The organism is Pseudomonas sp. RIT-562, assembly GCF_026241895.1.
Classification (GTDB): Bacteria; Pseudomonadota; Gammaproteobacteria; order Pseudomonadales; family Pseudomonadaceae; genus Aquipseudomonas; species Aquipseudomonas mandelii_F.
Genome location: NZ_JAPJIV010000001.1, coordinates 573,043 through 598,961, shown reverse-complemented (window position 1 = coordinate 598,961; position 25,919 = coordinate 573,043). Strand labels below are relative to the sequence as shown.

The window sequence follows — 25,919 nt, the reverse complement described above, 5'->3', positions numbered from 1 at the left end:
TCTGAACAAGAGAAGTACCTCGCATGCTCACTGGTAAAATCCGCACCGATATCGACAAGCTCTGGGAAAAGTTCTGGACTGGCGGCATCACCAACCCGCTGACGGTGATCGAGCAAATCAGCTACCTGATGTTCGCCCGTATGCTCGACATGCAAGAGGACGTGGCTGAGCGCAAAGCCAATCGCAGCGGCAACGCTTTCGACCGCCTTTTCCCCGATACTCCGGAAGGGCAGCTTTTACGCTGGAAAAATTTCCGCAATATGAGTGGCAAGGAGCTGCACAAGCACCTCAAACAGAAGGTCTATCCCTTTTTCGCCAAGCTCGGCATCGCCGACGGCGAGAGAGGTGAGCGTGAAGGTCTTGGCCATATCAGCGAGTACATGCAGGACGCCGATCTGGAGATCAAGAACGAGTCCGTACTGGCCTCTGCCGTGGAGATGGTCAACGACCTGCCGCTGACTCAGAGCGATGTGAAGGGCGATATCTACGAATACCTGCTAAGCAAGCTCACCACTGCCGGCATCAATGGTCAGTTTCGCACGCCGCGCCACATTATCGATGCCATGATCGAGCTGATTGCTCCACAACCGACAGACGTGATCTGCGACCCCTCCTGCGGAACGGCGGGCTTCCTCGCCCGCACCATGGAATACCTCAACCGCGAGCACTCCAGTGAGTCGGGTATCTTCACCGATGAAGATGGCAATCAGCACTTCACCGGTGACCAGCTCGAACCCTACCGCCAGCACATTAATACGGAGATGTTCTGGGGCTTTGACTTCGACACCACTATGCTGCGGGTTTCTAGCATGAACATGATGTTGCACGGGGTAAACGGCGCGAACATTCGCTACCAGGATTCCCTGAGCAAATCTATCAAAGAGCATTATCCACGGCAGGAACAGAACTATTTTGACGTGGTGTTAGCCAACCCGCCGTTCAAGGGCAGCTTGGACGAGAGTAATACCAACCCTGATGTGCTGGGGTTGGTGAAGACCAAGAAGACTGAGCTGCTGTTCGTCGCCCACATTCTGCGTTCGCTCAAACTCGGCGGTCGCGCCGCGGTGATCGTGCCTGATGGCGTAGTGTTTGGCTCCAGCAAGGCTCACCAGCAACTACGACAGGAACTGCTCGAAAACAACCAGCTCGAAGGCATTGTCAGCCTGCCCAGCGGAGTGTTCAAACCGTATGCAGGGGTTAGCACCGCCATCATCATATTCACAAAAGGTGGTAGCACCGAACGGGTTTGGTTCTATGACGTGCAGGCTGATGGGTATTCTCTGGATGATAAACGTACAGAACTGAAGGGGGAGGGTAGCAACGACCTGCCCGGCGCCATCGCCCAGTGGCAAGTTTACCGGCAAATGGTCGACGGCAATATCAGCGACAGCACCATCAACACCCTGTTCGGCGACAAGAGCAAGAAAGCCTTTGTCGTCCCAGCCGAAGATATCGCAGCTAACAAGTACGACCTCTCCATCAACCGCTACAAGAAAGTGATGTACCTGCAGGAAAAGTACGAAGACCCGAAGGTAATTATGCAGAGGCTTAAAGGGCTGGAGCAGGAAATTCAGGCGAATCTGGATGAGCTGGAGGGGATGCTGTGATTAAAGCTACTTTGTCAGAAATTTGCTCAATTCAAAGCGGTGGAACTCCAAGCCGAGGAGCCGAATCCTACTGGGGAGGGAGTATCCCATGGGCGAAAATAAGCGATCTAGAAGCATCAGGCGATGGTTATATCTCTGACACCGAGGAGTACATTACGAAAGAAGGGTTGGAGGCTATACGTGGGCGTGTTTTTGATGAAGGAACATTGCTGTTTGCGATGTATGGGTCTGTAGGTAAAACAGCAATTGTGAAGGGCTTAGTTTCGACAAATCAGGCAATTCTCGGTATTAAGCCAGAGACGAATACTCTTGAATTAAGTTATTTGAAATTTTGGCTACGGTCGCAACAAGCCAAATTTAATCGGGATGCTCAAGGGGTTGCACAAAAAAATCTTTCAGCAGGATATATCCGTGCGCTCGAAATCCCCCTCCCGCCTCTGCCTGAACAAAAACGCATCGCCGCCATCCTCGACAAGGCCGACGCTATCCGCCGCAAACGCCAGCAGGCAATCCAATTCGTCGACGACCTCCTCCGCGCGGTGTTTTTGGATATGTTCGGTGACCCGGTAACCAATCCGAAGGGGTGGGAGATAAAGTCAATTAAAGAAATGGCTGTAGTGACTACAGGAAATACCCCGCCGAGAGATAATCTTGAATACTACGGTGATTTCATCGAGTGGATTAAATCCGACAATATCAATACTCCAAGCGATTTATTGACTCCGGCGGCTGAATACTTGTCTGAGGTCGGCTATAAAGCGGGGCGCCGTGTGGCGGCGGGTTCGACACTATTAACCTGTATCGCGGGGAGCTTCGACTGCATTGGTAATGCTGCCTATGTGGATAGGGAGGTAGCGTTTAATCAGCAGATTAATGCTCTAACGCCAAAGTTTGGTGTCAATGGTTTGTTTTTGTATGCGTTGGTTAAATACTGCAAAAAGTTAATTCAAGCAGCCTCTACAAACTCAATGAAAGGCATGATTAGCAAAGGCAAGTTAGAAGAGGTTCGGTTCATCTGTCCTCCTGAAAGCCTGCAGATCAAATTTGAGGAAGCCTTTTATAAGCACAGAAGTGTGCGTGAGGGGATGGAGTCCTCCCTAGTAGGGCTAAATGATAATATTTCTTCGCTAAGTCATATGGCTTTTTCGGGTCAGCTCTAATAAGGACATCACCATGCGCCTCAAGTCCCTCAAACTCACCCATTTCCGAAGCTGCCGAGACACTACCGTCGTCCCTATTGACGAGGCCATGAACCTACTGGCGTTAGTCGCCTCAATAAAGGCTGATAAACAGTCCGGTCACTCAATGCATTGAAGGGAATCGGCATGAAACTGATCGCCAACCGAATTAACGGAACGCACCTACGCGATCTGCTGCCAGAGTTGTCCACCGAGGTTCAGGTGGATGGCGTATTGGCTGCTGTGGCTTACGGCAGCAGTGCCTCTGATATAACCCAGGACCTGGTTGGGCATTGCGTGGCTAACAAGCTGCGATTGGACCTGTGGATGCGCTACGACCATACGGTGCCAGTCTCGGTGGAGTTGCTCAAGCGTCTACTCAGGCATCAACAGAACAACATCTTCACGCGATTCGTCCCGGATCGCTTTCACCCCAAACTTATCTGGTGGAAAGGCTATGGCGCTTACATCGGCTCAGCCAACCACACGGATAACGGCTGGCTGACGAATATCGAGGCGGGGGTTTTTCTTTCGGAAGATGAGTTGGTAGCCAACGGCATGGATAACCAGTTGGAGGACTTCTTCGAATACCTACGAGAGCTGGATGTAACCATACCCATTTCGGCGGATTACATCGCTGAAATGGAACGGCTCAATGTCCTGAATAAAGGTGTCTATATCGACGCCATCAAGAAACGGCAACATACCGAATGGGAGGGGCCTAGCTTCGTACAGAAGAAGGCAGCATTCGATCGGCGCAAGGAGGCCTTCAAGCGCGAATGGTTGAGTACCCTGGGTATTTTGCAAAGCATCCAGCAACAGCTAGGTGACTATCGCCCGAATTGGGTTAGCGCCGATGTTCCAGCAGCCTGGCAGGTCGATCAGTTCCTGCATGCGTATTACTACAACCACGTTGGTGACAGCCTTCATAAACCCTATGAGGACTATCACCAGCGCAACAAGGGCAACCCACAAGCGGCGCTGGAAACTGAGCTGAATTGGTGGAAATCACTGCCGGAAGCCCCCTCAAGGGAGGATTACGCGCTCTACGATAGTGCTCCGACGGTGCGTGCTCTACTGGCGCAAGACAAAGTAATGGGGCTGACATGCGAAGAGTTCGCCACCCTGTGTCGTAACACGCACGCCACCATGGACCATATCATCAAGGTTCCCCTGACGGTGCTCGGGCGCCCGGAGCTCAATACACTGGATCGGGATTCACGCGTTGATCCCTTCGCAGAGCTGATCCTACGCCAGCGCAACCGTAAAGGCTGGGATGTGCGCCAATTGCTCCACTACGTGCTTTATGGGGGGCCAAATGAAGAGATTTGGCAGCGTCTTTACCATGCGGGTCGTGATTCGGAGTATGGCATTTCGCGTTACGGCTTGAACTCCTTCGCTGAGGTGGTTGGATGGGCCCGGCCGGAAGTCGTTCCACCCCGTAATGGCCGAACCAGCAAGGCTCTCCGAGCACTTGGTTTTAGCGTGAAGATCTACTGATATTTTCGATAAATATATTTACTTTTTGATAAGAATATTTATTTTTGTTCTGAACTCTTCGTAACGTAAAAGTTATTAAATTATTGATTTTTATGGATTTTATTCTTTTGGCATGAAATGCGCTTAAGGGTAAGAGTCTCTTATTAATTAACAAGGAAAGTACCCATGTCAGAACTGAAAAAATTCCAAGTCCAAACTGCTCGCCCACTGCCGATCATCGTGCTGGCGGACACCAGCGGCAGTATGTCGGTCGATGGCAAGATCGAAGCCCTGAATAAGGGGCTCAAGGACATGATCGCCAGCTTTGCCGGTGAAAGCCGTTTGCGCGCTGAGATCCAAGTCAGTGTGATCACCTTTGGCGGAAGTCAGGCTGAGGTGAACCTGCCATTGACCCCGGCTCATCAACTGCAAAGTTTCACGCCACTGCTTGCAGAAGGCATGACCCCTCTGGGCGGCGCACTGTCGTTGGCCAGCCAGATGATCGAAGACTCTACCCGTGTCTACACGCCGGTTATCGTGCTGGTATCCGATGGCTATCCCAATGATGATTGGGAAGTTCCTCTTGCTCGCTTGGTCAATGGCGAGCGCTCATCCAAGGCCACTCGCTTTGCCATGGCCATTGGCGCTGATGCGGACGAGGCCATGCTTAGCGATTTCGCCAACGATCCTGAGGCACCGCTGTTTCGCGCCGAGAATGCTCGTGACATCCACCGTTTCTTCCGTGCGGTGAGCATGAGTGTCAGTGCACGTAGCCAGTCGGCTACGCCTAATCATTCAATGCCTTTGCAGATTCCTAACGCCGACGATCAAGACTGGGAATTCTGATGCGTTTGTTGGCGGGTGGGGCCTCCGTGCGAGGCCCCGCGCATCAGCAGGAGGGCACGCCCAATCAGGATGCTTTCTGTATCAGAGGTATTCGCGGTGGTTGGTGTCTTGCTGTGGCTGACGGGCTGGGCAGTCGCCCACTCAGCCATATCGGTTCACAGAAAGCCGTACAACTGTTCAGGCAGTTAGCCCGTCAGCGAGAAGAAATGTCACATGAAACGGTCGGCTCAACCCTGCGTGATGCCTGGCTGGCGCACTTCGGTGATCGTTACAGGGCACACGAAACAACCTGTCTGTGGGCAAAGTTAGATGCATCGGGACGCGGTGTGGTTGGTCAGGTTGGGGATGGATTGCTGTTGGTCAGAAGTCAGGGTGTGTTCAGGGTGCTGACAAGCCGACGTGGAGGCTTCTGTAATCAGACCGCTACTCTGGCGCAGGCTAGTTCTCAGGAATGCTACAGCGCCGAGATTGATTTGAGCAGGTCCGGAGATGGTGTGCTGCTGATGACTGACGGCATATCGGACGACCTGATTCCTGAGCAGTTGGAGCCTTTCTTCGATGCTATTTACCAGCGCCGCTTGCGCTGCAGTAAACGTCGTATGCGCCAATGGCTGACGAGAGAACTGAATGGCTGGTCCACGCCGCGCCATGGCGATGACAAGTCCATCGTTGGAATTTTCAGAACGGATTGAAGCAAATGACCGCGACTACGACAGCGCAACAGAAGCGCGTGCAGGACACGAAAGGCTCGGCTTATGAGCTGAGGGAAGAGATGAGTCGAGGGGGACAAGGAATTGTCTACCGAACTCAGTTTCCTCAGGTTCTTATAAAGGGGTTTACCAAAAAAGATGTGCCGGCTCGTCAACGTTGGCGCAGTCATATCGCCTGGTTGATTCGCCAGGATCTTAGTGAACTGAAGCTGGCCAGACCCTTGGTACTTTTGGCTGAGCCACGCTTTGGCTATGTCATGGAGCTGATGGACGGTTTGGTTCCTTTGCAAAGCCTGTTTGACAGCTTTGTAAATGCAGAGGAAGAGGCCGTTGCCGATTATCTGCATCAGGGTGGTCTGCGGCGGCGTGTTCGAATATTGAGCCAGCTGGCGAGAACCCTGAATCAGTTGCATGCGCGTGGCATGCTGTATGGAGATTTGTCGCCGAGCAATATCTTCGTCTCGGATGACCCGGCCTATGCGGAAACCTGGTTGATCGATTGCGACAATATCAGTCTCGAAGCGCATAGCGGCCTGACCTTGCATACCGCTGACTATGGTGCCCCAGAGATCGTCCGTGGCGATGCGCTGCTGTCCAGTCTGACAGACAGCTGGAGTTTCGCGGTTATTTCCTATCAGTTACTTACACACAACCACCCCTTCAAGGGTGAGTTGGTTAGTGAAGGCGAGCCGGAGGAAGAGGAGGCAGCCCTGCGTGGTGCGCATCCTTGGATTTATGAATCGCAAGACGATGCGAATCAGTGTTTTGCGAACCTGCCTATTCAGCTTATCGAGCACAGTCGGCTGTCCGAACTTTTTAGTCGTTGTTTCGAGCAGGGCCGGCATCGCGCTAGCGAGCGTCCGAGCATGGCGGAGTGGCTGGAAGCGCTGACGGAAATAGATGAACGTCTTTTTGACTGCGCGAGCTGCGGCGGTAGCACGTTGTTGCCTGTTGAGCTGGACTCAATCCATGACACGTCATGTTTTTTCTGCGATGAAGCCGCTGATAGCAGGCTGGTGCTATTCGAGGAATTCATTGCTCTGGTGGAAGGCGATCAGGGGCAGTCTTGTGAGCCGGGCAACTGGGTCGCGACCGGGCGCAAGGTATGGCTGCAACCGGGAGGTAATCTGGAACTCAAGCGATTGATGCCGACGTTCAGCTATGACCGCTGGCCTGCTGACAATATCCGCATTGAGTACACCGAGCAGGGGCTGGGTATCCACCCATTACCAGAGGCCACGTTGCATCTTCAGCGTGGTGAGGCGATGAAGCCGCTGGAGCGCTACCAGGGTATCAAGGAAAGTCTGCGTGGGCAGCATGTGGAGCCTTATCAGATCCATGTGGGCGAGCTTGAAGAGTCCCATGTCGTTTGGCAGTTCAGGTGGTGATGGCTTATGGAATTTAAAGACTTTCCCATGCTGTCCGTGGATGTACTGGTGCTCTCCACGGACGAGCGCATCGACGACTTTCAGGCAGGACAGGCGATTTTCCTTCAGAACTACCAAGATGAGTGGCTGGCGGTTCAGGGAGACTCGCGCATCAGGGTCAACTGTGCACCAGCGGATTATGGGCTGTTTAGCCGACTTGTTTTGCGTGACCAGGTTCGCTGGCTACTCACCAGCAAGCAGAGCGGGAAGCTGTTGGTTCAGTACTGCGCGCCGGTTGAAGTCTCAGTCATGCAACTTGAGCTGGGTGTCGACGAGCTCATTGTGGAGGATATCTACAACAAGCATGAAATTGCGGAGATGAACATCGACCTTGCCTGCCGTTGGTTTGCCGAAAAGTTTCTAGTGCGAGGGCTTGCTGAGGGCGACTGGCTCACGGTTGCACGCTTCGCTAACAGTACATCCAAGGGTGGCTTTCAGTTGTTCGGCCAGGGCTGGCGTGCTGATGTAGAGCAAGGCGCGAATCGCGGACTGTTGGTCAAGCGCGTTACCCGGCAGGTGCGGCGCGACGGTGCTTACTCTTTGCTAGTCGGTCAGTCCGAGTTTCGTGATGCCTCGGTCGCAGCGGTACTCAACAGTGCCAGCCAGCAAGCGTTGCTGGACGCCGCGCTGCGGGACAATGCCGGTTACCTCGAGTTATGGAATTTGTACAACGACAAAGAGTGGCAGGGCGCTCTTAAAGTGGCAGAGACGTTGCGCTCGCTGCGTTTCGTGCAATGCGTGGGAGTTGAAGATGGCCGGGAAAACACATGGCACCTGACCCCGAAATCACAGGATGACTACCGAGAGTTTCGTGAACGTTGGCGCAACCTCGAATTGACTACCAGCACCCAAGTTGACTTGAGTAACGAGCGCCCCGACTGGGCGGAAGAACTGGCTACTGATGAGGCGAAGACGGCAGTAAGCACACCGCGCGGCACTATACGTTTTGAGCAGGATTGTGTTGTCTTCAAGCCTGCTTCAAACCGGCGCGATGTTCGCCCTAAACAAGCTGAGGGTTGGCTTTATCTCTCGTTAGCGGGCCATCGCACTGTGGGCAAACGACGTCTTGCAGCAAAGCGCTCGATTGATTCGGGCAAGCGGCTGCCTCAGCTGAAATGGCTATTGGAAGGCGTTCCGGTACCAGCAGCCAGGCGCCGACCGATTAATGGACTAACGCCTTATGCACAGGAAACCTTCAAAGGCGGAAAACCCACTGAAAACCAAAAGAAAGCCCTTTATGCCGCGCTGAATACGCCGGATTTAGCCATCATTATCGGCCCACCCGGTACGGGCAAGACGCAAGTAATTGCAGCGCTCCAGCGTCGATTAGCGGAAGAAGCGCAAGATCAAAACATTGCTGCGCAGGTTCTGATCAGCAGCTTTCAGCACGATGCTGTGGACAACGCACTTGAGCGTAGCGATGTATACGGCTTACCTGGTGCGCGTGTAGGCGGTAAGCGCGGAGCTGGAGATGATGAATCTCTCATCGATCCTTGGCTCGAACGGCATTCGGCTCACTTGCAAGAAAAGATTGCTGTCGAGTACAGCAAGTACCCGGAGCTTGGGCACATTAGGGATCTGTCATACAAGCTAGCTCTCGCTCGGGTTGCTGGCGCATCACCAAGCCAACAAGCAGAAGCGTTCGGCAGCATTCTACACGGGTTGCGAGATTTGGATTGCAATGGCCTGGTCCTGCCACCAAAGCTCGAAAGTCAGCTCGAAGATTATATCGAACAGTTACAACAGCGAGGGCCAAGTTCGGCGGAGAGCCGACCGGACGTGCAAGCCCTGAGGCGCATTCGCGCATTGAGAGTTGATGTATTGGCTTTCAATGACGATGGCTCAGATCGCGCCTGGGATCTGCTCAACTGGCTGAAACGTCATGGCCAGAATTGCGGTGCTGAATTACTGGCACTGCTGCAGGAAGCTGCGGATAGCCGGCAACTACCGGAACCTTCCTTGCAGGCACTTGCGGTCTGGCAGGCGCGCTTGCTCGAGCAATTCTTGCCGGATTACCGACCCGCGGAGTTGAAATACCAAGCTGACCCTGAAGGATTGACGCTTCTCGATGAAATTGACAGGCATCTTGAGGACAAGTTACGTCAAAGGAAACAGGGCGTGGCATGGGTGCTGGAGCAGCTTGCCGATAGTCTTGCGATTGATCGGACAGCTGCTCACGCAGTTGTTGACGAGTATTCCATGGTGGTGGGGGCAACTTGCCAGCAGGCTGCTGGACAACAGATGGCAAGTCTGAAGTCAGTAGCAGGGTTGGATAGTTCCGAAATCGAATTCGACACGGTAGTGGTCGACGAAGCGGCGCGTGCAAATCCCTTGGATCTATTTGTACCGATGGCTATGGCTAAACGGCGCATTGTTTTGGTTGGTGATGACCGACAGTTGCCGCATATGCTCGAGCCAGACATCGAAGGGCAGTTGCAAGAGGAACATCAGCTTACCGAGCTGCAACTGGTCGCGTTCCGCTCCAGCTTGTTCGAACGTATGCGAGTAAAGCTGCAGGAGCTTGAAAAAAAGGACAATTTCCGCCGGGTTGTGATGCTGGACACCCAGTTCCGTATGCATCCGATATTGGGTGATTTCGTCAGTAAAAACTTCTACGAGGCTGTTGGTATGGGAGAGGTGTTCTCTGGCCGAACTGCTGCAGATCTTGCCTTCGATGAAACATTTTTAGCTGCTCTAGGGGCGCATGAAGCTTACTACCGTGACCGAGTGTGTCAGTGGATCGATATGCCCGTTGCGCTGGGCAAGGATCAGCATAGAGGGACGAGTCGTGTACGGGAGATTGAGGCTGAGCGCATAGCTGATGAAGTCGTACTGCTCATGCAGGCTGGCGGGGATAGCCTCTCGGTTGGCGTCATTACATTCTACGCAGCTCAGCGCGATCTGATTATGGAAAAGCTTGCTCTGTCGCGGATAGACGATGTTCCGTTGATGGAACTGCGCAATGGTTCATACGAGCCGCATGAACAGTTTAAGTGGGTAAGAAAGGTACGGGGAGATGGCTCTGTATCTTTGGAAGAGCGACTACGTGTTGGCTCTGTCGACGCGTTCCAGGGTAAGGAGTTTGATGTTGTTCTGCTGTCCTGTGTCCGGACCTACCAGTCGGCAAAGCCAAATTCCATCTCGGAGGATGAAGAGAGTGATCGCGAGAAGCAATTGAATCGCCAATTCGGGTTCTTGCGCTTACCGAACCGCATGAACGTCGCCATGAGCCGTCAGCGGCAAATGCTGATTTGTGTAGGCGATGCCGCGTTGGCAACTTCTCCAGAAGCAGAAAAGGCAGTACCAGCGCTGGCGGCCTTCTATCAGATGTGCGGAGGTGAACATGGCATCCTTCGTTGAAACCGGCACTTATTTGAAGTTCGGAGAAAAGCCGAGAGCAAATTGCAAGCCCGTGCTTTGGCCAGTGATGGTCCATCGGGTCTTGTACCCAGACGTTACGCGTCCACAGCTGAATTTGTTCCAGCGTGCTGTTCTGGGTTTGATTCGTGCACGCACTGTCCGATCAGAAGTAATTGCTGAACTCACCGGGTTGCATAGGACCTTGATCAAGCTGATTTTGGCGCAGGGAGTGAGTAACGGGTGGCTTGTTGCAAACGCAGATGCACTGACCTCGCTAGGTGAGCGTTTGTTAGATGATGAAGATTCGGACGCTTCCAACCTGAAGTCTGGGTACCTGCTGCAGGACGCTATAACCGGTAGGTTCTGGCCTCGTTTAGTTGCAGAACTGAGACAGATTGAGTCAACGGATCCTCTGGCTAAGTACCCTGAATTCATGGCCGAAAGAAAAACCGGTAAATCGATTAAACCGTTCCTAATTGCAGGCAGCAGGATTGAGTTACCTCAACTCGATCATGAGTCATTGATGAGGACCTATCGGGACTACCGTGAAGACTTTCGCTCAAGCCAGCAGCTCGACCAAAGCAGCCAGTCGCCGAAACAAGTCAAGCTTCAGGGGGTGCAACGTTTGGATGATGCACCTCAACCTGCGCGGATTTTTGTTTGGATTGCGGCGGACAGTGAAGGGGTTGATCTATGGTCGGTAAAGGACCCGTTTGAGCTGCGTGATAACGCATGGTGGCTCCAGTCTTCGCTGCAGCAGATGGTTGAACGTAACTCAAATTTGCTTAGACGTCTTGAGTCATTGGTGGCTGTGCCACGCTGTGATAACCAGAGCGTCGAGGAATGGCTGACGTCATTGCACAAGCAGACAGACCTTCAGGTCTTGATTGAGTATCCCTGGGTAGAACGCCAGCCTGACCTTAAACGCTATATAGCGGCACTTCTGGTGCGGAAGGAGAAGCTCTCGCAAGGTGACAGCGGCGAGCATGAGATGGCTGCTGCGATTATGGAATGCCAGAAGTTGCTGGAAGTCGTAATGCAATGGCTGATTCGCACGTATCCTGCCGAAGTAGGACAACTACCAAAACAACAAAGACATGATCATAAGTTAAATCAGCGAATCCTTTCTGCGCTGAAAATTCCCGCGTTTACCGAGGATGTCATCAGGCTATTGTCCAGGCAGAAGATCGATCAGGTAGTCCGGGCCTGCTCCAGCCCATCAGACTCACTCAAGGCCCTCCTTTTTGCTGCTGCTGTGGGCGTTCTTAGTTCGGCGCAGCACCCGCTTAAGATGCTGAGTGATCAAGAGCTACAGTTGGCAACACTGCTCGAACTCGCGGATCTGCGTAATCAGAGCAGCCACGGCCAGAGCAGTTTTACTGGAAAAACAGCTGTTCAACTTACTACACGGATGGCACTGGACAGCATCCAGTACGCCCTGAGCTTTACTGCGCGCTTTAAGGAATGGATGTAATGGGAAAGAAGACTTCGAATAAGTATGGCCCGCAACAGGGGCCAGCTGTAGCAGCTACCAATGCAGGCGTTCAGAGCTCGTTGGTTGAAAAGCAATTGTCTGTTTGGAGTGCGTCATTTGAGAGCGCATCCAAGGTTTATCTGTCTTTCGACATGAGTCTCGATATAGATGTTGACCAAGGCTGGCTAAGTAGAGTGTGTGAGCGTCTCCAGGCAGAGGGCTCTAAAGAGTTCGCTCGGTGGATCGAGCAATTTGCGGAGCTTTGCAAAGAGCTTGTGAAGTTCAAGGAAAAACTACACGAAGAATATTCAGCCCGGTGGAATGAGGCCAATAAGCTTGTGCTGGCCAGTGAAGAAAAAGAGAGGGTGTTCGCCTCGCAATTGGCTGATTTCGAGTGCACCAAAAGTGCTTTTGAGAACAGGGCAGCAGAACTGGAAGGCAAGGAAGTAAGCCTAGCTCGGAAGAAGTCCGAGCTGCTGGATATCGAGCGCTCGTTGAAGCTGCGCGAGACAAACGCGGAGGCTGATTTCGCTGAGCAGAATGAGCACGCTCTGCGTCAGCTTGATGAGCGCCAGCGCCAGTTGACTAAGCAGCATCAGACTCATCTACAGCAAATACACGAAGAAAAGTGCAGGCTTGATAATGAGATCAACCAGTCTGCTAGACGCTTGGCCGAGATCAAGTACAACTGTACTGAAGAAGAAGCCGAACGCACCAGGCTGTTGGATCAACGCGAGCATGAAATCAATCAAAGCAAGATAGACCTTGATCGTGATCGCTCCAGATTGAATCGAGAGTGGGGGGATATCAAGACAGCAGAGAGTAGCCTTGAGCAGCGCATTGCCGCTGAAATGGAGTTAGAGCGTGCGAGTCATGCTCAAGAGCTAGTCAGAATGGAGCGCCAACGTGATAAAGCCTGGAAAAAGGCCGAGGAGTTGAGTGAGCAGCTGGCGGATATTCAGGATCTCAAACATGCGCTGGGTGAGCGTCCAGCCGCAGAGATTCTTGAGCAAATCGAAAGCTTGCGAGAAGAAAACAGAACTCTGAAACGCACGCTAGATCAGTCTGATACTGCTGAGCTGCTGCGGGAAAACGAATACTTGCGCAGCAGTAAGTCTGATCTTGAACGTGATGTTTCAACGCTGCGGCCTGAGCTGGACAATGTTCGGCGTGAACTAAGTACCAAGCGCGTCGCTGCGACTGAATTGGAAGCTGTGGCACGCGAAAAGCGCGTGCTGGAGCAGCATAAAAATACGCTAGCTGTTCATATTGACGATCTTGAAAGCCGAATTGAACAGCTAACTAACAATCAGAAAACGCAGACGCCATTCCCTGCTATGTCGCTTATGGACTCCGATAAGGAATACCGCGCGAGCATGGAATTAGAAACACTGCCGGACCTCAAGCAATTTGCCGAAGAGCTTCAGCATCGAATTGCCCAGGCTGAAAAGCACGTAGAACTGTTTTATCCCCTCGAAGACATTCGAGTGCTGCTCGGTGGTTTGGCCATGAGCCAGCTCCATGTATTCCAGGGTATCAGCGGAACCGGTAAAACCAGCTTGGCAAAGGCCTTTGCTGAGGCAATGGGCGGCTTCTGTACGGATATTGCTGTTCAGGCGGGCTGGCGCGACCGGGACGATCTGCTTGGTCATTACAACGCTTTTGAGCGGCGCTTCTACGAGAAGGATTGCCTACAGGCCCTGTACCAGGCTCAGACACCGCGGTGGCAGGATACCTGCAACGTCATCCTGCTCGATGAAATGAACTTGTCTCGCCCTGAGCAGTATTTTGCCGAATTTCTTTCTGCAATGGAGAAGAACAACAAGGACAAGCGTTTGATTAGCCTGTCCGAAACGGCTCTGCCTAACGCGCCTGCAATGCTTCGTGATGGGCGCAAGATCCTGGTGCCAGGGAATGTCTGGTTTATCGGTACGGCCAACCACGATGAAACTACCAGTGAACTGGCCGATAAGACCTATGACCGTGCCCATGTGATGACGCTGCCCAAGCAGGATCATCGTTTCGAGATAAAAAAATTAGAAAAGGCGAGCTATTCCTATCGTTCCTTACGCCAAGCCTTTGAGCGTGCTCGAGTTGAGCGGAAAGGGGAGGTGCTTGAGTTGATGGAAAGGCTGACCAAGGATGCATTCACTGAGCAGCTCAGCAATCAGTTCGCTCTGGGTTGGGGTAACAGATTTGAGAAACAGGCACTGGATTTCATTCCAGTAATGTTGGCAACTGGAGCCACGGCCGGTGAGGCCTTGGATCATTTACTGTCTACTCGTGTCATGCGATCGGGCAAGGTTACCGGCCGCTATAATGTAGGTGTAGGTGCAGTAAGAGACCTGAAGGATGCTCTGGAGACCTTCTGGATTAAGGCTGACCTTGATGGTGATCCGCGCAAATCGTTTGAGCTGCTGGATGCAGATATTCGGCGCCTGGAAGGCCTTAGCTGATGTGGCTTGATCGACTGTCGGGTGAGCGGCTTCGTCAGCTGCCACCGCTTATTGAACATGGGCGCTATCAAGTTAGTGTTTCCAACCTGATCTTTAATGGCCATACACCAGAGTTTTCAGGCATTTTGGTGGGGGATGGAGGTGAGCGTTGCCAACTGGGTGATGAGGTGCGGTCTTTTGTAATGCCCAAGCAGGCTCAAGCCAGCAACTTGGATTTACTATTCAAGGCTATCGAGACTATAAGCCTCGAAATGCAGCAGCGGTCGGAGTTGATTTCACCCCTTATGCCTGCTGAGATTATTGATGATCAAATCCACCTCCTATTGTTTGAGGAGCGTCTGCTTGATGTAGTGCAACGAGGACACTTGCATCAAATATCACAGCGTCCGCGCCTAGATCTTCATTATGAAGACGAAGTTGCTGATATCGCGCGCGCGCGGCGCCTTGCAAAAGGCGCACTTGTGCACCTGGCATCGCACTCAGAATGCTGGCAGCGGCAGACTCTTAGCGGAGTAATTCCAAAGAAAGTTCTGGCACGGTTTAGCGAAGATGACTACGGCATCTACGAGAACCGCGTCTATGCACGCCTATTGGAAAAGATCGAAAGCCATTTGCGAGGCCGCCTATCGACCCTGACGAGTCTTCAGGCCACCCTAAATCAGGCACTGGAGTTTTACCAATCAGCAGACATTGATTTCCGCCTCTCTAACGAGGTCTGCAAGCTTTGGGGGGATACGTTTGATCAGAATGCAACAAGTGAGACGTCGAGCCTTCTGAACAAAACGCTCAAAACCCTTCAGCTTCTGCATAAGACCGTTTCGGGCCTGCAACAAGGTGGCTTGTATACGCTGGTTAGCCGTAACGCGCAGGTCGTTGGAGCGCTCCACCTGACGAATATTCTCAGCCATGATCCTCATTATCGACATCTGGCGATTCTTTGGGAGCTTTTGGACAGGACGAAAGTAGGTACAAAAGCAACTCCTGAGGAACGATTCAAGCGGAACCAGTACTTGGCGCATGCCTATTCGCGTTATGCCGGTCTGGTGTTACTCCATGCATTACGTCCGTATTTGCATGGGCAAGATGAGGGTGTATGGGCTGGCAGAAAGATACGGCTGCAACAGAGCGGGCTGGAATGGAACCTTGTCAGCGTCGCCCAAGGCAGATCTCCTGCTGAGGAAGTTTTGCTTTCGGTGGTGCCTTGGCTGAACAGTGCATCTTTAGCTGACGAATCCCTGCAACTGCCCGAACATAGGTTCATTGCTTGGCCGGCTATTGGCCAAGAGTCACATCAGTCTGCGTATCACGGACACTGGATTGCCCTTTCTCCGTCTGACATGTACTGCGTGGAGCGCTTTGGCCAGTTAATTGATCGAGTGCTGTACCAAAAGGTACTGCAGGTATATGGGCAACCGCTTACCAAAATCCCAGTAAAAGTACTTGCCATGGCTGAGGGAGTCCCCGGGTTACATGTCGACCATCAGGCACATGTGCTGGAAGTGCGCGAGACAGTGTCCGATGAACACCTTTATAAATTGAAGAAAGCTTTGATAGCAGCCAACGCAACTCAGCAGGGGCTTGTTCTGGAGCTTCTACGTGAAGAGATCATCTCTCTTGAAAAGTGCCCGGTGTGCAAGGAAAAGACCGAGCTGGTTTTTCAGAGCCCCTCAGGCTTCAAGGCAAATTGTGGAGAATGTGGGACAGAGCGCTATCTACGGCAGCAAAAAAGTGGGCGCGTATATGACCAGGTTGTTGCGGGGAAAAGGGATTTCCATTCCCTTGGTCGCAGGGCATTTTCCATACAGGTTTAGTTTGTAAACCGAGTTGAAAGAGGGCTAGTTGAGATTCTGAGATAGCCCTTCCGCACACGTTGACATCTCGGCAACTGGATCAATTCGGCGTCGGCGCCAACATACGCGACCGGTGACCACCGGTCATGCGCAACCCACGCCTGCGCGCTCGCGCAGGCTAGCAACGAGTCAAGAAAGATGGATCTGAAAGGCCACCTGCTGTACATCGACATCACCCAAATCTGCGGCATTGGTTGCGCGTTCTGTATGTACGCCGACAAGCACAAGACGGGTATGAGTATGGAGTTATCGAGCCTCGCCCGGGAGAACCTGGCGGCGCTGATCAACGCCCCCGACGTCAAGCGCATCTCTATCAGCGGAGAGGGCGAACCCCTCAACAACGCCAGAGTCTTCCACGAGATTCTTGAGCTTTCCCAGGGCGGCAAGCGTTTCGAGTTCATCACAAGCGGCTTCTTTCCCCACGAGAAGATGGCGGAGTTCTATGACAACACCAATCGCATCGTGCTCAGCCGCGGCGACACCTGCAATATCCGCCTGAGTTCGGACAGCCACCATATCGACAAGGTGAAATGGCGGGCTCATGGCTTCAGCCTGGATTACCTGCGACGAAACAAACCGGCCGGGCTGAGCTTTTCGTTTCGCTCGATCGACACTGATCGGGAGTTCACCCGCGACTACCTCCGGGAGGAACTGGCGCGCTGGGGCCTCGACGCCGGGATCGTCGCGGGTAATGCCCTGGAAGATACGCTGGTGGTCGGCGAGGAACGGTTCGGTATCGACTACAAGAACCTCGTCCACCCGGCGGCCGACACGCCACCGGGTTACCTGGATCTGCATGGCTACATCGACGCGATCGAAGCCCGGGTCAACAAGCGCTTCACCCTCGGCAGCCTCAACCCGCCTCCCCACGCCAACGGCATGGACCTGACGGTGAAACCTAATGGTGACGTCTACCTGTACGGCATCGAGCACCAGCGCTTGGGCAATATCCACTTTGACCGGATTGGCTGGGAGCGACTGGCCAGCCATGTACGCGACACGCCCCTGGTCCGCGCCCTTTACAGCCAACCGCTGAGGGATCTGCTGGCGCGTCTCGACGACCTCGAACTGGTGCACAAGATCCTGCGCAAGGCGAATAACCCCTACTGGCTGGTCAAGGAACTGGCTAATCACGATGGTCTGTTGGAACGAATGGTGCCGGCATGATCGACTCCCACAGCCATACCTTTTATTCCAAGCATGCCGTCGGTACGGTGGATGAGTTGGTGCGGGCGTCAATCGCCGCCGGAGTGAAGATCCTCACCATCACCGATCACGCGCCGTTCCCGGTGGACAGCGACAATCGCCTGTTGGAGGCGGAACTGGAGCGCTATTTCGCCGATATTGAGCGGGCACGACAGGAGCACCAGGGGAAGATCAAGATCCTGCGCGGACTGGAGTTCGACTACATGCCGGGTGCGGATGCCTACAACCGCGAGATACTGGCCCGGTACGAGCTGGATTTCGCCATCGGCTCGATCCACTACGTCGAGTTGCCGGGCGAGCCCATGGCCAAGGTCTGGGAGTTGCCCCGGCTGTCCGCGCCGGCCTTTCTCGACCGTTATTTCGCCCAACTGCACGCCTTACTGGAGTGCGGGTTGTTCGACGCAGTTGGGCATGCCGACACGCTGCTGCGCGGCGTGGCGGAAGACGTAGTGCTGCGCCGGATGGAACCGCTGCTGCCGCTGTTCGCCCGCAATGGTGTAGCCTACGAACTGAATGCCTCGGGTATTCGCAAGTCGAGCCTGTTGCCCGGTTCGACTCGTGAGGTTCAGGGCGTCTGGAGCTATCCATCACGCACCCTGCTGCCCCAATTGATCGCCCACGGCGCGGCCTTCACCATAGGTTCCGACGCCCACGATCCGCTGGACGCGGGGGCCGGCATCCGCACCCTGGTCGATGAACTGCAACCGCTGGGCCTGGACCGGATCAGCTACTTCGAAGGGCGTAGGCGCATCGACATGCCCCTGGATTTCTTCAGCCTGTCGTCTGGCACCGATACAAGGACTGTCCCGTGAACGCCCGATCGAATGACTGGAAACTACTCGCCACGGCTCCTGTCAACGAACAGCTGGCGCGCTTTCGCGAGGCCGTGGCCCGGCCGCAGGCGGAGGACGTGAATGGAGGTCTGCGCGCGTTCGCTGGCGGCTTGCTTGCGCAAGACCTGATCGATATGGACAGCTATGTCGCGGTGCTCGGTGGTCATGCACTGAACTGTCTTACGCCCGACGGCACCAACGGATTCCGCGACATGAGCAGTGGCGCAAGCGCCTCCGAGCTTACGGCCATCTATAGCCGTGCCAAGTACGGCAGCCAGAAGGACATCCGTTTTCTCGCCGGCCTGGTGATCAACTATCTGGAGCGGCAGCTGGATGACCCGGAGTCACACTGGGCACGGCTGTTCACCAGCGCGCGGGAGCACGACGACAATGTGGTGCTGATGACCACTGGCTGGCGCAACGTGCCTTCGACGGCCAACGTGCTCTACGACATCGTGGTGGAGGAGATCAACGTCAAGCTCGCTCATATGGGCCTGCCCACCCTGATCAACGTCAAGCTGCCGCGCATCGCCCCTCCCTGCGAGAACTACGCAAGCCTGAGTACTGAAGAGCGTGAGCGGGTCAATCTTGTCCAGGACCATGTGATTCCCTCGGAGAACTTTTATCGATGGAGCGGCGTGCACGTCATCTTCGGTGACGATGTGCTAGTGACGGGATCAACCGCCGACAAGGTGTTGCGTGAGTCGCTGCTAGCCGGTGCCCGCTCGTTCCAGGCGATCTACCCGGTTGCCATCGATCCGCGGGTCGCCCTGACGGATGCCACCGTCGAGGAGCGCCTGAACATGGTGGAAATCAGCCACCAGCTGGACGACACATTGGCCAAACTGCTTGGGGCCGAGGATTACCAACCGATCCTGCGCACGTTGCGTCTACTGTTTTCGACGGAAAATTACCAAGCCTTGCCGGCATTTCTGGCGCGGGTGCCTGCGGCCAATTGGTTGCGGCTGTACAAGGCGGCTCTGGGGAACGAGTTCCTGCGCCAGGTCGAATGCATACCCTCGCTGACGCTGCTGCGACACTACCTGGAGGACCTCGGGCTGCTGGGCAGTAGCGGCGTGACGGCAGAGAGGACCCCGTTGTGCGTGTGAACTACGTGAGCTACTGGGAAACGGCGGCGGGGCAAAGCATGCCGCCGTGGATCGCCTTGGCCCTGGTCTCCATGCAACGGGCGCTGGGGGACAATTTCACCCTGCTAACCCCGGGCAGCCTGGAGCATTGCATAGATGCTTCTATCCTCGGCAAGGATTGGCGCTTCGAGCCGCTTACCTTCAGCATGGACAAGGGGATCGAGGCGATCGTCGCCAGGAGCGACTTCATCCGCATGGCCTACGTTCATCGCCATGGCGGGGCCTGGATCGACGCGGACAGCATCCTGCTGCGCGACCCGACCTCCCTGTTGTTCCCGACGGGACTCGACGAGCGACTGCACTGGCACAGCGAATGCCTGTTCGCCTCACTGCCGGGAAACGCCGATCTCGCTGAGGCACTGGCAACCGGGCTCGCGGTCGAGACACATGCCTGGGGCAACCCGGGAGGGATCAAGGAGCTTGTCGCCAGGTCGCCGCATCAGCTGGTGCCAATTTCGCCCTCGGTATGCGACCCGGGTTATCGACCGGTTTACAACTTCGACAGTTGCGCGGTGATGAGGCGCACGGACATTGCAGTGAGCGATTTCCTGCTCCACGACGTAAGCCTGCTGAAGCTGTACAACACCTGGTTCAAGCGGACAGTGACACGCGACGAAACGGTGGCGGAATTCCTTGACGAGGGTACCCTGCTGTCACGCATCTTCCTGCATATCCAACCCGATCGTGGCTATTGGCTGGGGGAGAGTGAGCGCTTGATCGAACGCTGCGGCTGAGGGTGTTCAGGCCAGTTCCACCGCATGCGCCGGCAGGTGCACGCGGCAACGTTGGGCCCCGTTTAGCTCCAGGCGAGTCGCGATCACCTCGTGCACCGTCGGGGTCTGCCGGTGTGGCGAGCCGTGGGCGACGTACAGCCAGGCCGGCACGCGGTGGGCAATGTGGTCGAATTCCAGCTCGATGCGCAGCAAGTCGAACACCTCACTGGTACGTCCGCTCGGTGTCCAAGCCAGCGGAGCGCTGCGGTGATGAGGATGGATCAAACGCAGCGGTCGTGACAGTTGCAAGTTCAGCGTGCCCGGATGGCAATCGGCGACTTCAGGAAAAGACTGGCTGATCAAGGGCAGCTGGCGGGCCAGCGTGCCAGTGGCCACGCCCAGACCTGAAACGATATGCGCATCCACTGCGAGGGCCGCATCGATCGACTCTTGGAGCAGTTCGGCGATGGGTTGAATCACGTCGACATCAGAGAATTCATTCATGTTTTTCCTGCCGGTGTGCGGGTATTGACGAGGTTTCTGGCGGCTGAAGACAACACGGGTATGGGGGGAAAGCGGCGGCAGCCAGGGATTGGAAGAGTTACTGGCCGGATAGATCGCGACCAATGCAGCCTTCAGTCCGACGGCCATGTGCACGATGGCAGTATCGACACTGACAACCACTCTGGCCCGTTGGATGGCACCGGCGACCGCGCGGGGCGTATCCAGTTCGACCAGTGTTCGGACGTTGCTGCGGGCGATGGCGTGCTCGAGCTGCAGTGCCTCGACACTGCTGGCCGGACTGCACAGAATACCAATATGGTGCTGCGGCCAGGCATCCGCCAGGGCACGTACCAGCGAGAGCGCTCTGGCGAACCCAAGGCTTTTATCAGGTCTGCTGGCATAGGGGTTGACCAGGATGTGCGCGACGGTGTCGCAGTCCTGCCGTTCGGGGAGCGGGACGATATAATCGCGGTTGATCCGGGTCGCACCGAGGTCGAGCAGGACCCGGGTGTAGCGCTCGACCACGTTGAGCTTCGCGGTGGCTTCACCCAGCTTGCCGCTGACGCAGTGCAAGGCATCATCCAACGAGTAGACCCGGGCGGGCTTAAGCATGCGGATGAACAGCATCTCGATGGGTTGGATACGGCCAACTAGGTGGACAAATACATCGACCGAACCCAATTCCCGTACGAGTGGGCCCAGCCCGGTCAGCGTGGGTGCGCAAGCGACAGGGATGACCCGGTCGACGCCGAAATCGAGCCGATGCAGGTCAACCAGCTCCGGTACGGTGAGTACAGTGACCCGGGCACCGAGCTTGTGCACTTCGCGAAAGAAGAATGAAGAAACGATCGCGTCGCCCAGTTTGGCGTCCCAGCGGGGAAGCACGATATGCAGGGGTTGGGCAAGGTCGCGAGGTACCAGCTGGCGGTCCACCAGGTAGCGCATCAACACGCGCGCCATAGCCTTCCGATGGTTTTGTAAAATCGACATCAGCTCGCACTTTCGAGAATAGCTGGCGATGATATCTATGGCACGTGGCCGTTACCAGTAATGGCCTAAGGAGGGGTAGTCCGTGCGAGCTTGGAGAGTGTCTACAAAACCAAGGACGATTCAAGTCTTGTGACAATCTTTATTGTTTGCAGCGGAGCCTTTTTTTTGAGGATTTGGAGCTTTGTGACAACCTTTATTTTCAAATAGCTAGCTCTGTAGTGCCCTACAGCCCGCGGAATATGGGTGATACTGTGACAACCTTTATTGTTTCGTCACAGTTGAAGCAAAAGATCGCAGTCGTTGGTGCTCCTTGTGGGAGCTATCAAAGGCTGCGATCTTTTGCTTTTTAACCAGAGCAACAATCCATGGACCGCTTCCAGGAAATGCAGGTTTTCGCCGCCGTCGCCCAAGCCCAGGGCTTCTCGGCGGCTGCGCGGCAGTTAGGCATGTCCGCAGCCAGCGTCACCCGCGCAGTTGCCGCGCTGGAAAAACGTATAGGCGCGCAGCTGCTCACTCGCACCACCCGCAGTGTTCATCTCAGTGAGGCGGGCCAGCGTTATCTGGAAGATTGTCGGAGAATTCTCGGCGAAGTGCAGGAAGCCGAGGATTCGGCTGCCGGCAGCCATGCCCAACCCCGTGGGCAACTGACGGTGACGGCTCCCGTGCTGTTCGGCGATCTTTTCGTCACACCGATCATGGTGAGTTACCTGACCCGGTTTCCTGAAGTCAGTATCAATGCGTTACTGGTTGATCGCATCGTCAGCATGGTCGAGGAGGGCATCGACGTGGCGGTGCGTATTGGCGAGTTGGCAGACAGTAATCAGCATGCGATTCGGGTCGGTGAAGTTCGTCGGGTCATTTGCGCGTCGCCATCTTTTCTCCAGGCTCAGGGTCGGCCAGTGCACCCGCAGGATCTTGCAAAATTGCCGGTCATTGCGACTTCAGCGACGGGACAGCAGCGCAACTGGCCGTTTCTCGACGCCGGAACTCCGTTGACTGTGCGGTTGGAGCCACGGTTGATGGTGACGGCCAATCAGGCGGCAATCAGCGCTGCTTGTCTGGGGCTGGGCCTCACCCGGGTGCTCTCCTATCAGGTGGCAAACCAGGTTGCGGCAGGTGAACTGGAAATCGTCCTGGCTGAGTTCGAACTGCCTCCGTTACCCATCCATGTGGTTTATCAAGGCGGCCGCAAGGCTCCGGCCAGAATTCGCGGTTTCGTGGATTTTGCCGTGGATGAATTGCGACAGCATCCCTCGCTGCGCAACTGATTTATTGCGCTGGATGAAATAATGGATTGCGAATTCTGGTGATTCTATTGGTTTGCTGAGCGGCGCAGGATGTCTTCCCTCGGCGCTGAGCTCCTGGTCTGCGCCCCACTAGCGGAGTTCACCATGCAACCGATCAAACTCTATAATTTCCCACGCTCTGGCCATGCCCACCGCGTCGAGCTGATGCTGTCCCTGTTGCAACTGCCCACCGAGCTGGTGTTCGTCGACCTGGCCAAAGGTGCACACAAGCAGCCTGAGTACCTGGCGATCAACGCGTTCGGGCAAGTACCGGCACTGGATGACCAGGGTGTGATTCTCGCCGATTCCAATGCGATTCTGGTTTATCTCGCGCAGAAATACGGCAACGGACGCTGGTTGCCGGCGGATCCTGTCGGGGCCGCCAAGGTTCAGCGCTGGCTCTCGGTGGCCGCGGGGCAAATTGCTTTTGGTCCGGCGCGTGCACGGTTGATCACGGTGTTCGGTGCACCTTACAACGCCGAAGAAGCCATCACTCGCGCCCACGATTTGCTCAAAGTAATGGATCACGAGCTGGCAGATATGCCTTGGCTGGCCGGTAACGAGCCTACGATTGCCGACGTTTCTGCCTACAGCTACATCGCCCATGCACCTGAGGGCAATGTGTCACTCGAAGATTACGCCAACGTGCGCGCCTGGCTGGCGCGGGTCGAAGCCTTGCCAGGTTTTGTGCCGATGCCGCGCACCGCCGTCGGTCTGCAAACCACTGCCTGATGCTCGGGAGATGCCGTTATGGACCGTTCACCGTGGCACGTTGGCGAGATAAAGTTGCAAGAGCATGTAGGAGTGGCGGAGCGCATGGAGGCATTCGGGCGTAGGGTCATTCGCCGCGAAATGCCGGACCAGCACCGCCAGTTTTATCAGCAACTGCCATTTATGCTGTACGGCGCGGTGGATGCCAATGGCGATCCGTGGGCCAGCGTGCTCGAGGGCCCACCTGGATTCGCCCACTCTCCACAGCCCGGCGTATTGCATGTCGACAGCCTGCCAGGTGCCGACGACCCGGCCCAGGTGGCCCAAGGCGCAGCGCTCGGATTCCTGGGTATCGAGTTGCACAGCCGGCGCCGCAATCGCCTTAATGGCCATGTCGGCAAGCTGACGGCCAATGGCTTTGACGTCACGGTGGACCAGTCCTTCGGCAACTGTCCGCAGTACATTCAGCTGCGCCAGTTTCAGTCAGTACCGCTGGCGGACCCTGCGCAACGCATCGCTGAACACCTCGACTCGTTGGATGACGCGGCCCGCGCCATGATTGCTGCCGCCGACACGTTCTTCGTTGCCAGTTATGTGGACATCGACGGCGAGCGCGCGGTGGACGTCTCACACCGTGGCGGCCAGGCCGGTTTTGTGCAGATTCAAGGCAATCGCCTGACCATTCCGGACTTCGCCGGCAATCTGCACTTCAACACCTTGGGCAATCTGCTGGTCAATCCTCGGGCCGGCCTGTTGTTTATCGATTTCGGTTCCGGCGATCTGCTGCATCTCACGGGCCGCACCGAAATTATCCTTGAGGGCCCGCAGGTCGAGGCCTTTCAGGGGGCTGAACGGATGTGGACCTTCGAGGTAGAGCGCGTGGTGCGTCGGCCTGCAGCCCTGGCACTGCGCTGGCGCTTCGACGGCGTTTCGCCCAACAGCCTGATGACGGGCACCTGGGAGCAAGCGGCGGCGCGGTTACAGGCCCAGGCGTTGGGCGATCGCTGGCGCCCTTTGCGGGTGGTGCGCATCGAAGCGCAGAGCCGCAACATCCGTTCGATCTATTTCGAGCCTGCGGATGATGCCGGTTTACCGGTGTTCCAGGCCGGTCAGCATCTGCCGCTGCGATTTACTATCGGTGGTGAAAATTACATTCGCACCTACAGCCTGTCGAGCGCTCCGTCGGACGACTTTTTCCGCATCAGCGTGAAACGCGAGGGGCTCGTGTCTTCGCACCTGCACGACCAGCTCAAGGTCGGAGATGTATTGGAAGCCCGTGCACCCCAGGGGCACTTCACCGTGGCGCCCCACGAGCGTCGTCCGTTGGTGTTGCTGGCGGCGGGCGTTGGCATCACGCCGTTGCTGTCGATGTTGCGCGAGGTGGTGTATCAGGGCCTGCGCACTCGGCACATCCGTCCTACGTGGTTGTTCCAGAGTTCGCGCACTCTCGACGACCAGCCCTTTCGCGCCGAGCTGGACCAGCTGCTGGAGACTGCGGGAGATGCAGTGCGGGTGCTGCGCCTGCTCAGCCAACCGGAAGAGGGGTTGCTGGAGGGAGAGGACTTTGACCTGAGTGGACGTATCGATACTGGTTTGTTGAAAAACATCCTCGAAGTAGAGGACTACGATCAGCTGGACTTTGTGCTTTGCGGTCCTGGCAGTTTCACTCAAGGCTTGTATGACAGCCTGCGCGAATTGGATATTCGCGACTCGAGGATTCATGCCGAGACCTTCGGGCCGTCGACTCTGCGGCGCCAGCCTGACCCTGATGCTGTGGTTATCGAACAGCCCCCTGCGGCGACCACTTCGGTTGCAGTGGTGTTCCAGCGATCGGCGAAAGAGGCGCGTTGGCAACCCGATGGCGGGAGTCTGCTGGAGTTAGCCGAGAGCCGCGGATTGCGTCCGGAATTCAGTTGCCGGGGTGGCTCGTGTGGCACCTGCAAGACGCGCCTGGTCAGCGGTCAGGTGAATTATCCACAGGCTCCGGCAGAAATTCCGGATGTAGGTGAAGTGCTGATTTGCTGTGCGGTGCCGGCGCAGGGTTCACAGCCGTTGGTGCTGGACTTGTAGGAGCTGTCTCGTGGGACGAGGCTGCGATCTTTTGATCCTGAAAAACCAACATCAAAAGATCGCAGCCTCGT

18 protein-coding genes are annotated in these 25,919 nt (G+C 55.5%); 17 read left to right on the top strand and 1 reads right to left on the bottom strand.

Annotated elements, in window-relative coordinates:
• The first annotated feature begins 23 nt into the window (after nucleotides 1-23).
• The 14 genes from ORL50_RS02695 to ORL50_RS02630 all read left to right on the top strand — a co-directional run bounded on the left by ORL50_RS02695 (nucleotide 24) and on the right by ORL50_RS02630 (nucleotide 20,308).
• Nucleotides 24-1,607 carry a type I restriction-modification system subunit M gene (locus tag ORL50_RS02695; protein ID WP_266009672.1) on the top strand — a complete coding sequence of 528 codons (1,584 nt, stop codon included), beginning with the start codon at nucleotides 24-26 and terminating at the stop codon, nucleotides 1,605-1,607.
• Nucleotides 1,604-2,767 (top strand): restriction endonuclease subunit S, encoded by a 1,164-nt coding sequence (locus tag ORL50_RS02690; protein WP_266009671.1) that lies wholly within the window; start codon nucleotides 1,604-1,606, stop codon nucleotides 2,765-2,767. Before ORL50_RS02695 ends, ORL50_RS02690 begins: the two co-directional genes overlap by 4 nt.
• A gap of 165 nt (nucleotides 2,768-2,932) precedes the next feature.
• Nucleotides 2,933-4,285 carry a phospholipase D family protein gene (locus tag ORL50_RS02685; protein WP_266009670.1) on the top strand — a complete coding sequence of 451 codons (1,353 nt, stop codon included), beginning with the start codon at nucleotides 2,933-2,935 and terminating at the stop codon, nucleotides 4,283-4,285.
• Nucleotides 4,286-4,450: 165 nt separating this feature from the next.
• Complete coding sequence (locus ORL50_RS02680) at nucleotides 4,451-5,110, top strand: vWA domain-containing protein (RefSeq protein ID WP_266009669.1); 660 nt, start codon at nucleotides 4,451-4,453, stop codon at nucleotides 5,108-5,110.
• Entirely contained in the window at nucleotides 5,110-5,802 is a 693-nt protein-coding gene (locus tag ORL50_RS02675) for a PP2C family serine/threonine-protein phosphatase (RefSeq protein WP_169991127.1), read from the top strand. Before ORL50_RS02680 ends, ORL50_RS02675 begins: the two co-directional genes overlap by 1 nt.
• A gap of 5 nt (nucleotides 5,803-5,807) precedes the next feature.
• Nucleotides 5,808-7,208 (top strand): protein kinase domain-containing protein, encoded by a 1,401-nt coding sequence (locus ORL50_RS02670; RefSeq protein ID WP_169991130.1) that lies wholly within the window; start codon nucleotides 5,808-5,810, stop codon nucleotides 7,206-7,208.
• Nucleotides 7,209-7,214: 6 nt separating this feature from the next.
• Nucleotides 7,215-10,607: a DEAD/DEAH box helicase gene (locus tag ORL50_RS02665; RefSeq protein ID WP_266009668.1), complete on the top strand. Its 3,393-nt coding sequence runs from the start codon at nucleotides 7,215-7,217 to the stop codon at nucleotides 10,605-10,607.
• Nucleotides 10,591-12,081, top strand: a complete 1,491-nt coding sequence (locus ORL50_RS02660; protein WP_266009667.1) for a hypothetical protein — start codon at nucleotides 10,591-10,593, stop codon at nucleotides 12,079-12,081. The genes ORL50_RS02665 and ORL50_RS02660 overlap by 17 nt, the downstream gene beginning before the upstream one ends.
• On the top strand, nucleotides 12,081-14,537 hold the full coding sequence (locus tag ORL50_RS02655; protein ID WP_266009666.1) for an AAA family ATPase: 2,457 nt from the start codon (nucleotides 12,081-12,083) through the stop codon (nucleotides 14,535-14,537). Before ORL50_RS02660 ends, ORL50_RS02655 begins: the two co-directional genes overlap by 1 nt.
• Nucleotides 14,537-16,348, top strand: coding sequence for a hypothetical protein (locus ORL50_RS02650; RefSeq protein ID WP_266009665.1), 1,812 nt, complete (start codon nucleotides 14,537-14,539; stop codon nucleotides 16,346-16,348). The genes ORL50_RS02655 and ORL50_RS02650 overlap by 1 nt, the downstream gene beginning before the upstream one ends.
• A gap of 177 nt (nucleotides 16,349-16,525) precedes the next feature.
• A complete protein-coding gene (locus ORL50_RS02645) occupies nucleotides 16,526-17,554 on the top strand; it encodes a radical SAM family protein (protein ID WP_266009664.1) in 1,029 nt (342 codons plus the stop codon).
• Nucleotides 17,551-18,405: a histidinol-phosphatase gene (locus tag ORL50_RS02640; protein ID WP_198799713.1), complete on the top strand. Its 855-nt coding sequence runs from the start codon at nucleotides 17,551-17,553 to the stop codon at nucleotides 18,403-18,405. Before ORL50_RS02645 ends, ORL50_RS02640 begins: the two co-directional genes overlap by 4 nt.
• The gene (locus ORL50_RS02635) at nucleotides 18,402-19,535 is read left to right on the top strand and encodes a hypothetical protein (RefSeq protein ID WP_266009663.1); all 1,134 of its coding nucleotides are present in this window, start codon (nucleotides 18,402-18,404) and stop codon (nucleotides 19,533-19,535) included. The genes ORL50_RS02640 and ORL50_RS02635 overlap by 4 nt, the downstream gene beginning before the upstream one ends.
• Nucleotides 19,526-20,308, top strand: a complete 783-nt coding sequence (locus ORL50_RS02630) for a glycosyltransferase (RefSeq protein WP_198799715.1) — start codon at nucleotides 19,526-19,528, stop codon at nucleotides 20,306-20,308. The genes ORL50_RS02635 and ORL50_RS02630 overlap by 10 nt, the downstream gene beginning before the upstream one ends.
• A gap of 6 nt (nucleotides 20,309-20,314) precedes the next feature.
• Here ORL50_RS02630 and ORL50_RS02625 read toward each other — a convergent pair whose 3' ends face one another.
• On the bottom strand, nucleotides 20,315-21,781 hold the full coding sequence (locus ORL50_RS02625; protein ID WP_266009662.1) for a glycosyltransferase family 9 protein: 1,467 nt from the start codon (nucleotides 21,779-21,781) through the stop codon (nucleotides 20,315-20,317).
• Nucleotides 21,782-22,146: 365 nt separating this feature from the next.
• Here ORL50_RS02625 and ORL50_RS02620 point away from each other — a divergent pair, with 365 nt between their 5' ends.
• From ORL50_RS02620 to ORL50_RS02610, 3 genes are all read left to right on the top strand, one after another.
• The gene (locus ORL50_RS02620) at nucleotides 22,147-23,049 is read left to right on the top strand and encodes a LysR family transcriptional regulator (RefSeq protein ID WP_266009661.1); all 903 of its coding nucleotides are present in this window, start codon (nucleotides 22,147-22,149) and stop codon (nucleotides 23,047-23,049) included.
• Between the two features lie 123 nt (nucleotides 23,050-23,172).
• Nucleotides 23,173-23,799 (top strand): glutathione S-transferase family protein, encoded by a 627-nt coding sequence (locus ORL50_RS02615; RefSeq protein ID WP_266009659.1) that lies wholly within the window; start codon nucleotides 23,173-23,175, stop codon nucleotides 23,797-23,799.
• An 18-nt stretch (nucleotides 23,800-23,817) separates the two neighbouring features.
• Complete coding sequence (locus ORL50_RS02610; RefSeq protein WP_266009658.1) at nucleotides 23,818-25,848, top strand: pyridoxamine 5'-phosphate oxidase family protein; 2,031 nt, start codon at nucleotides 23,818-23,820, stop codon at nucleotides 25,846-25,848.
• Nucleotides 25,849-25,919: the final 71 nt, after the last annotated feature.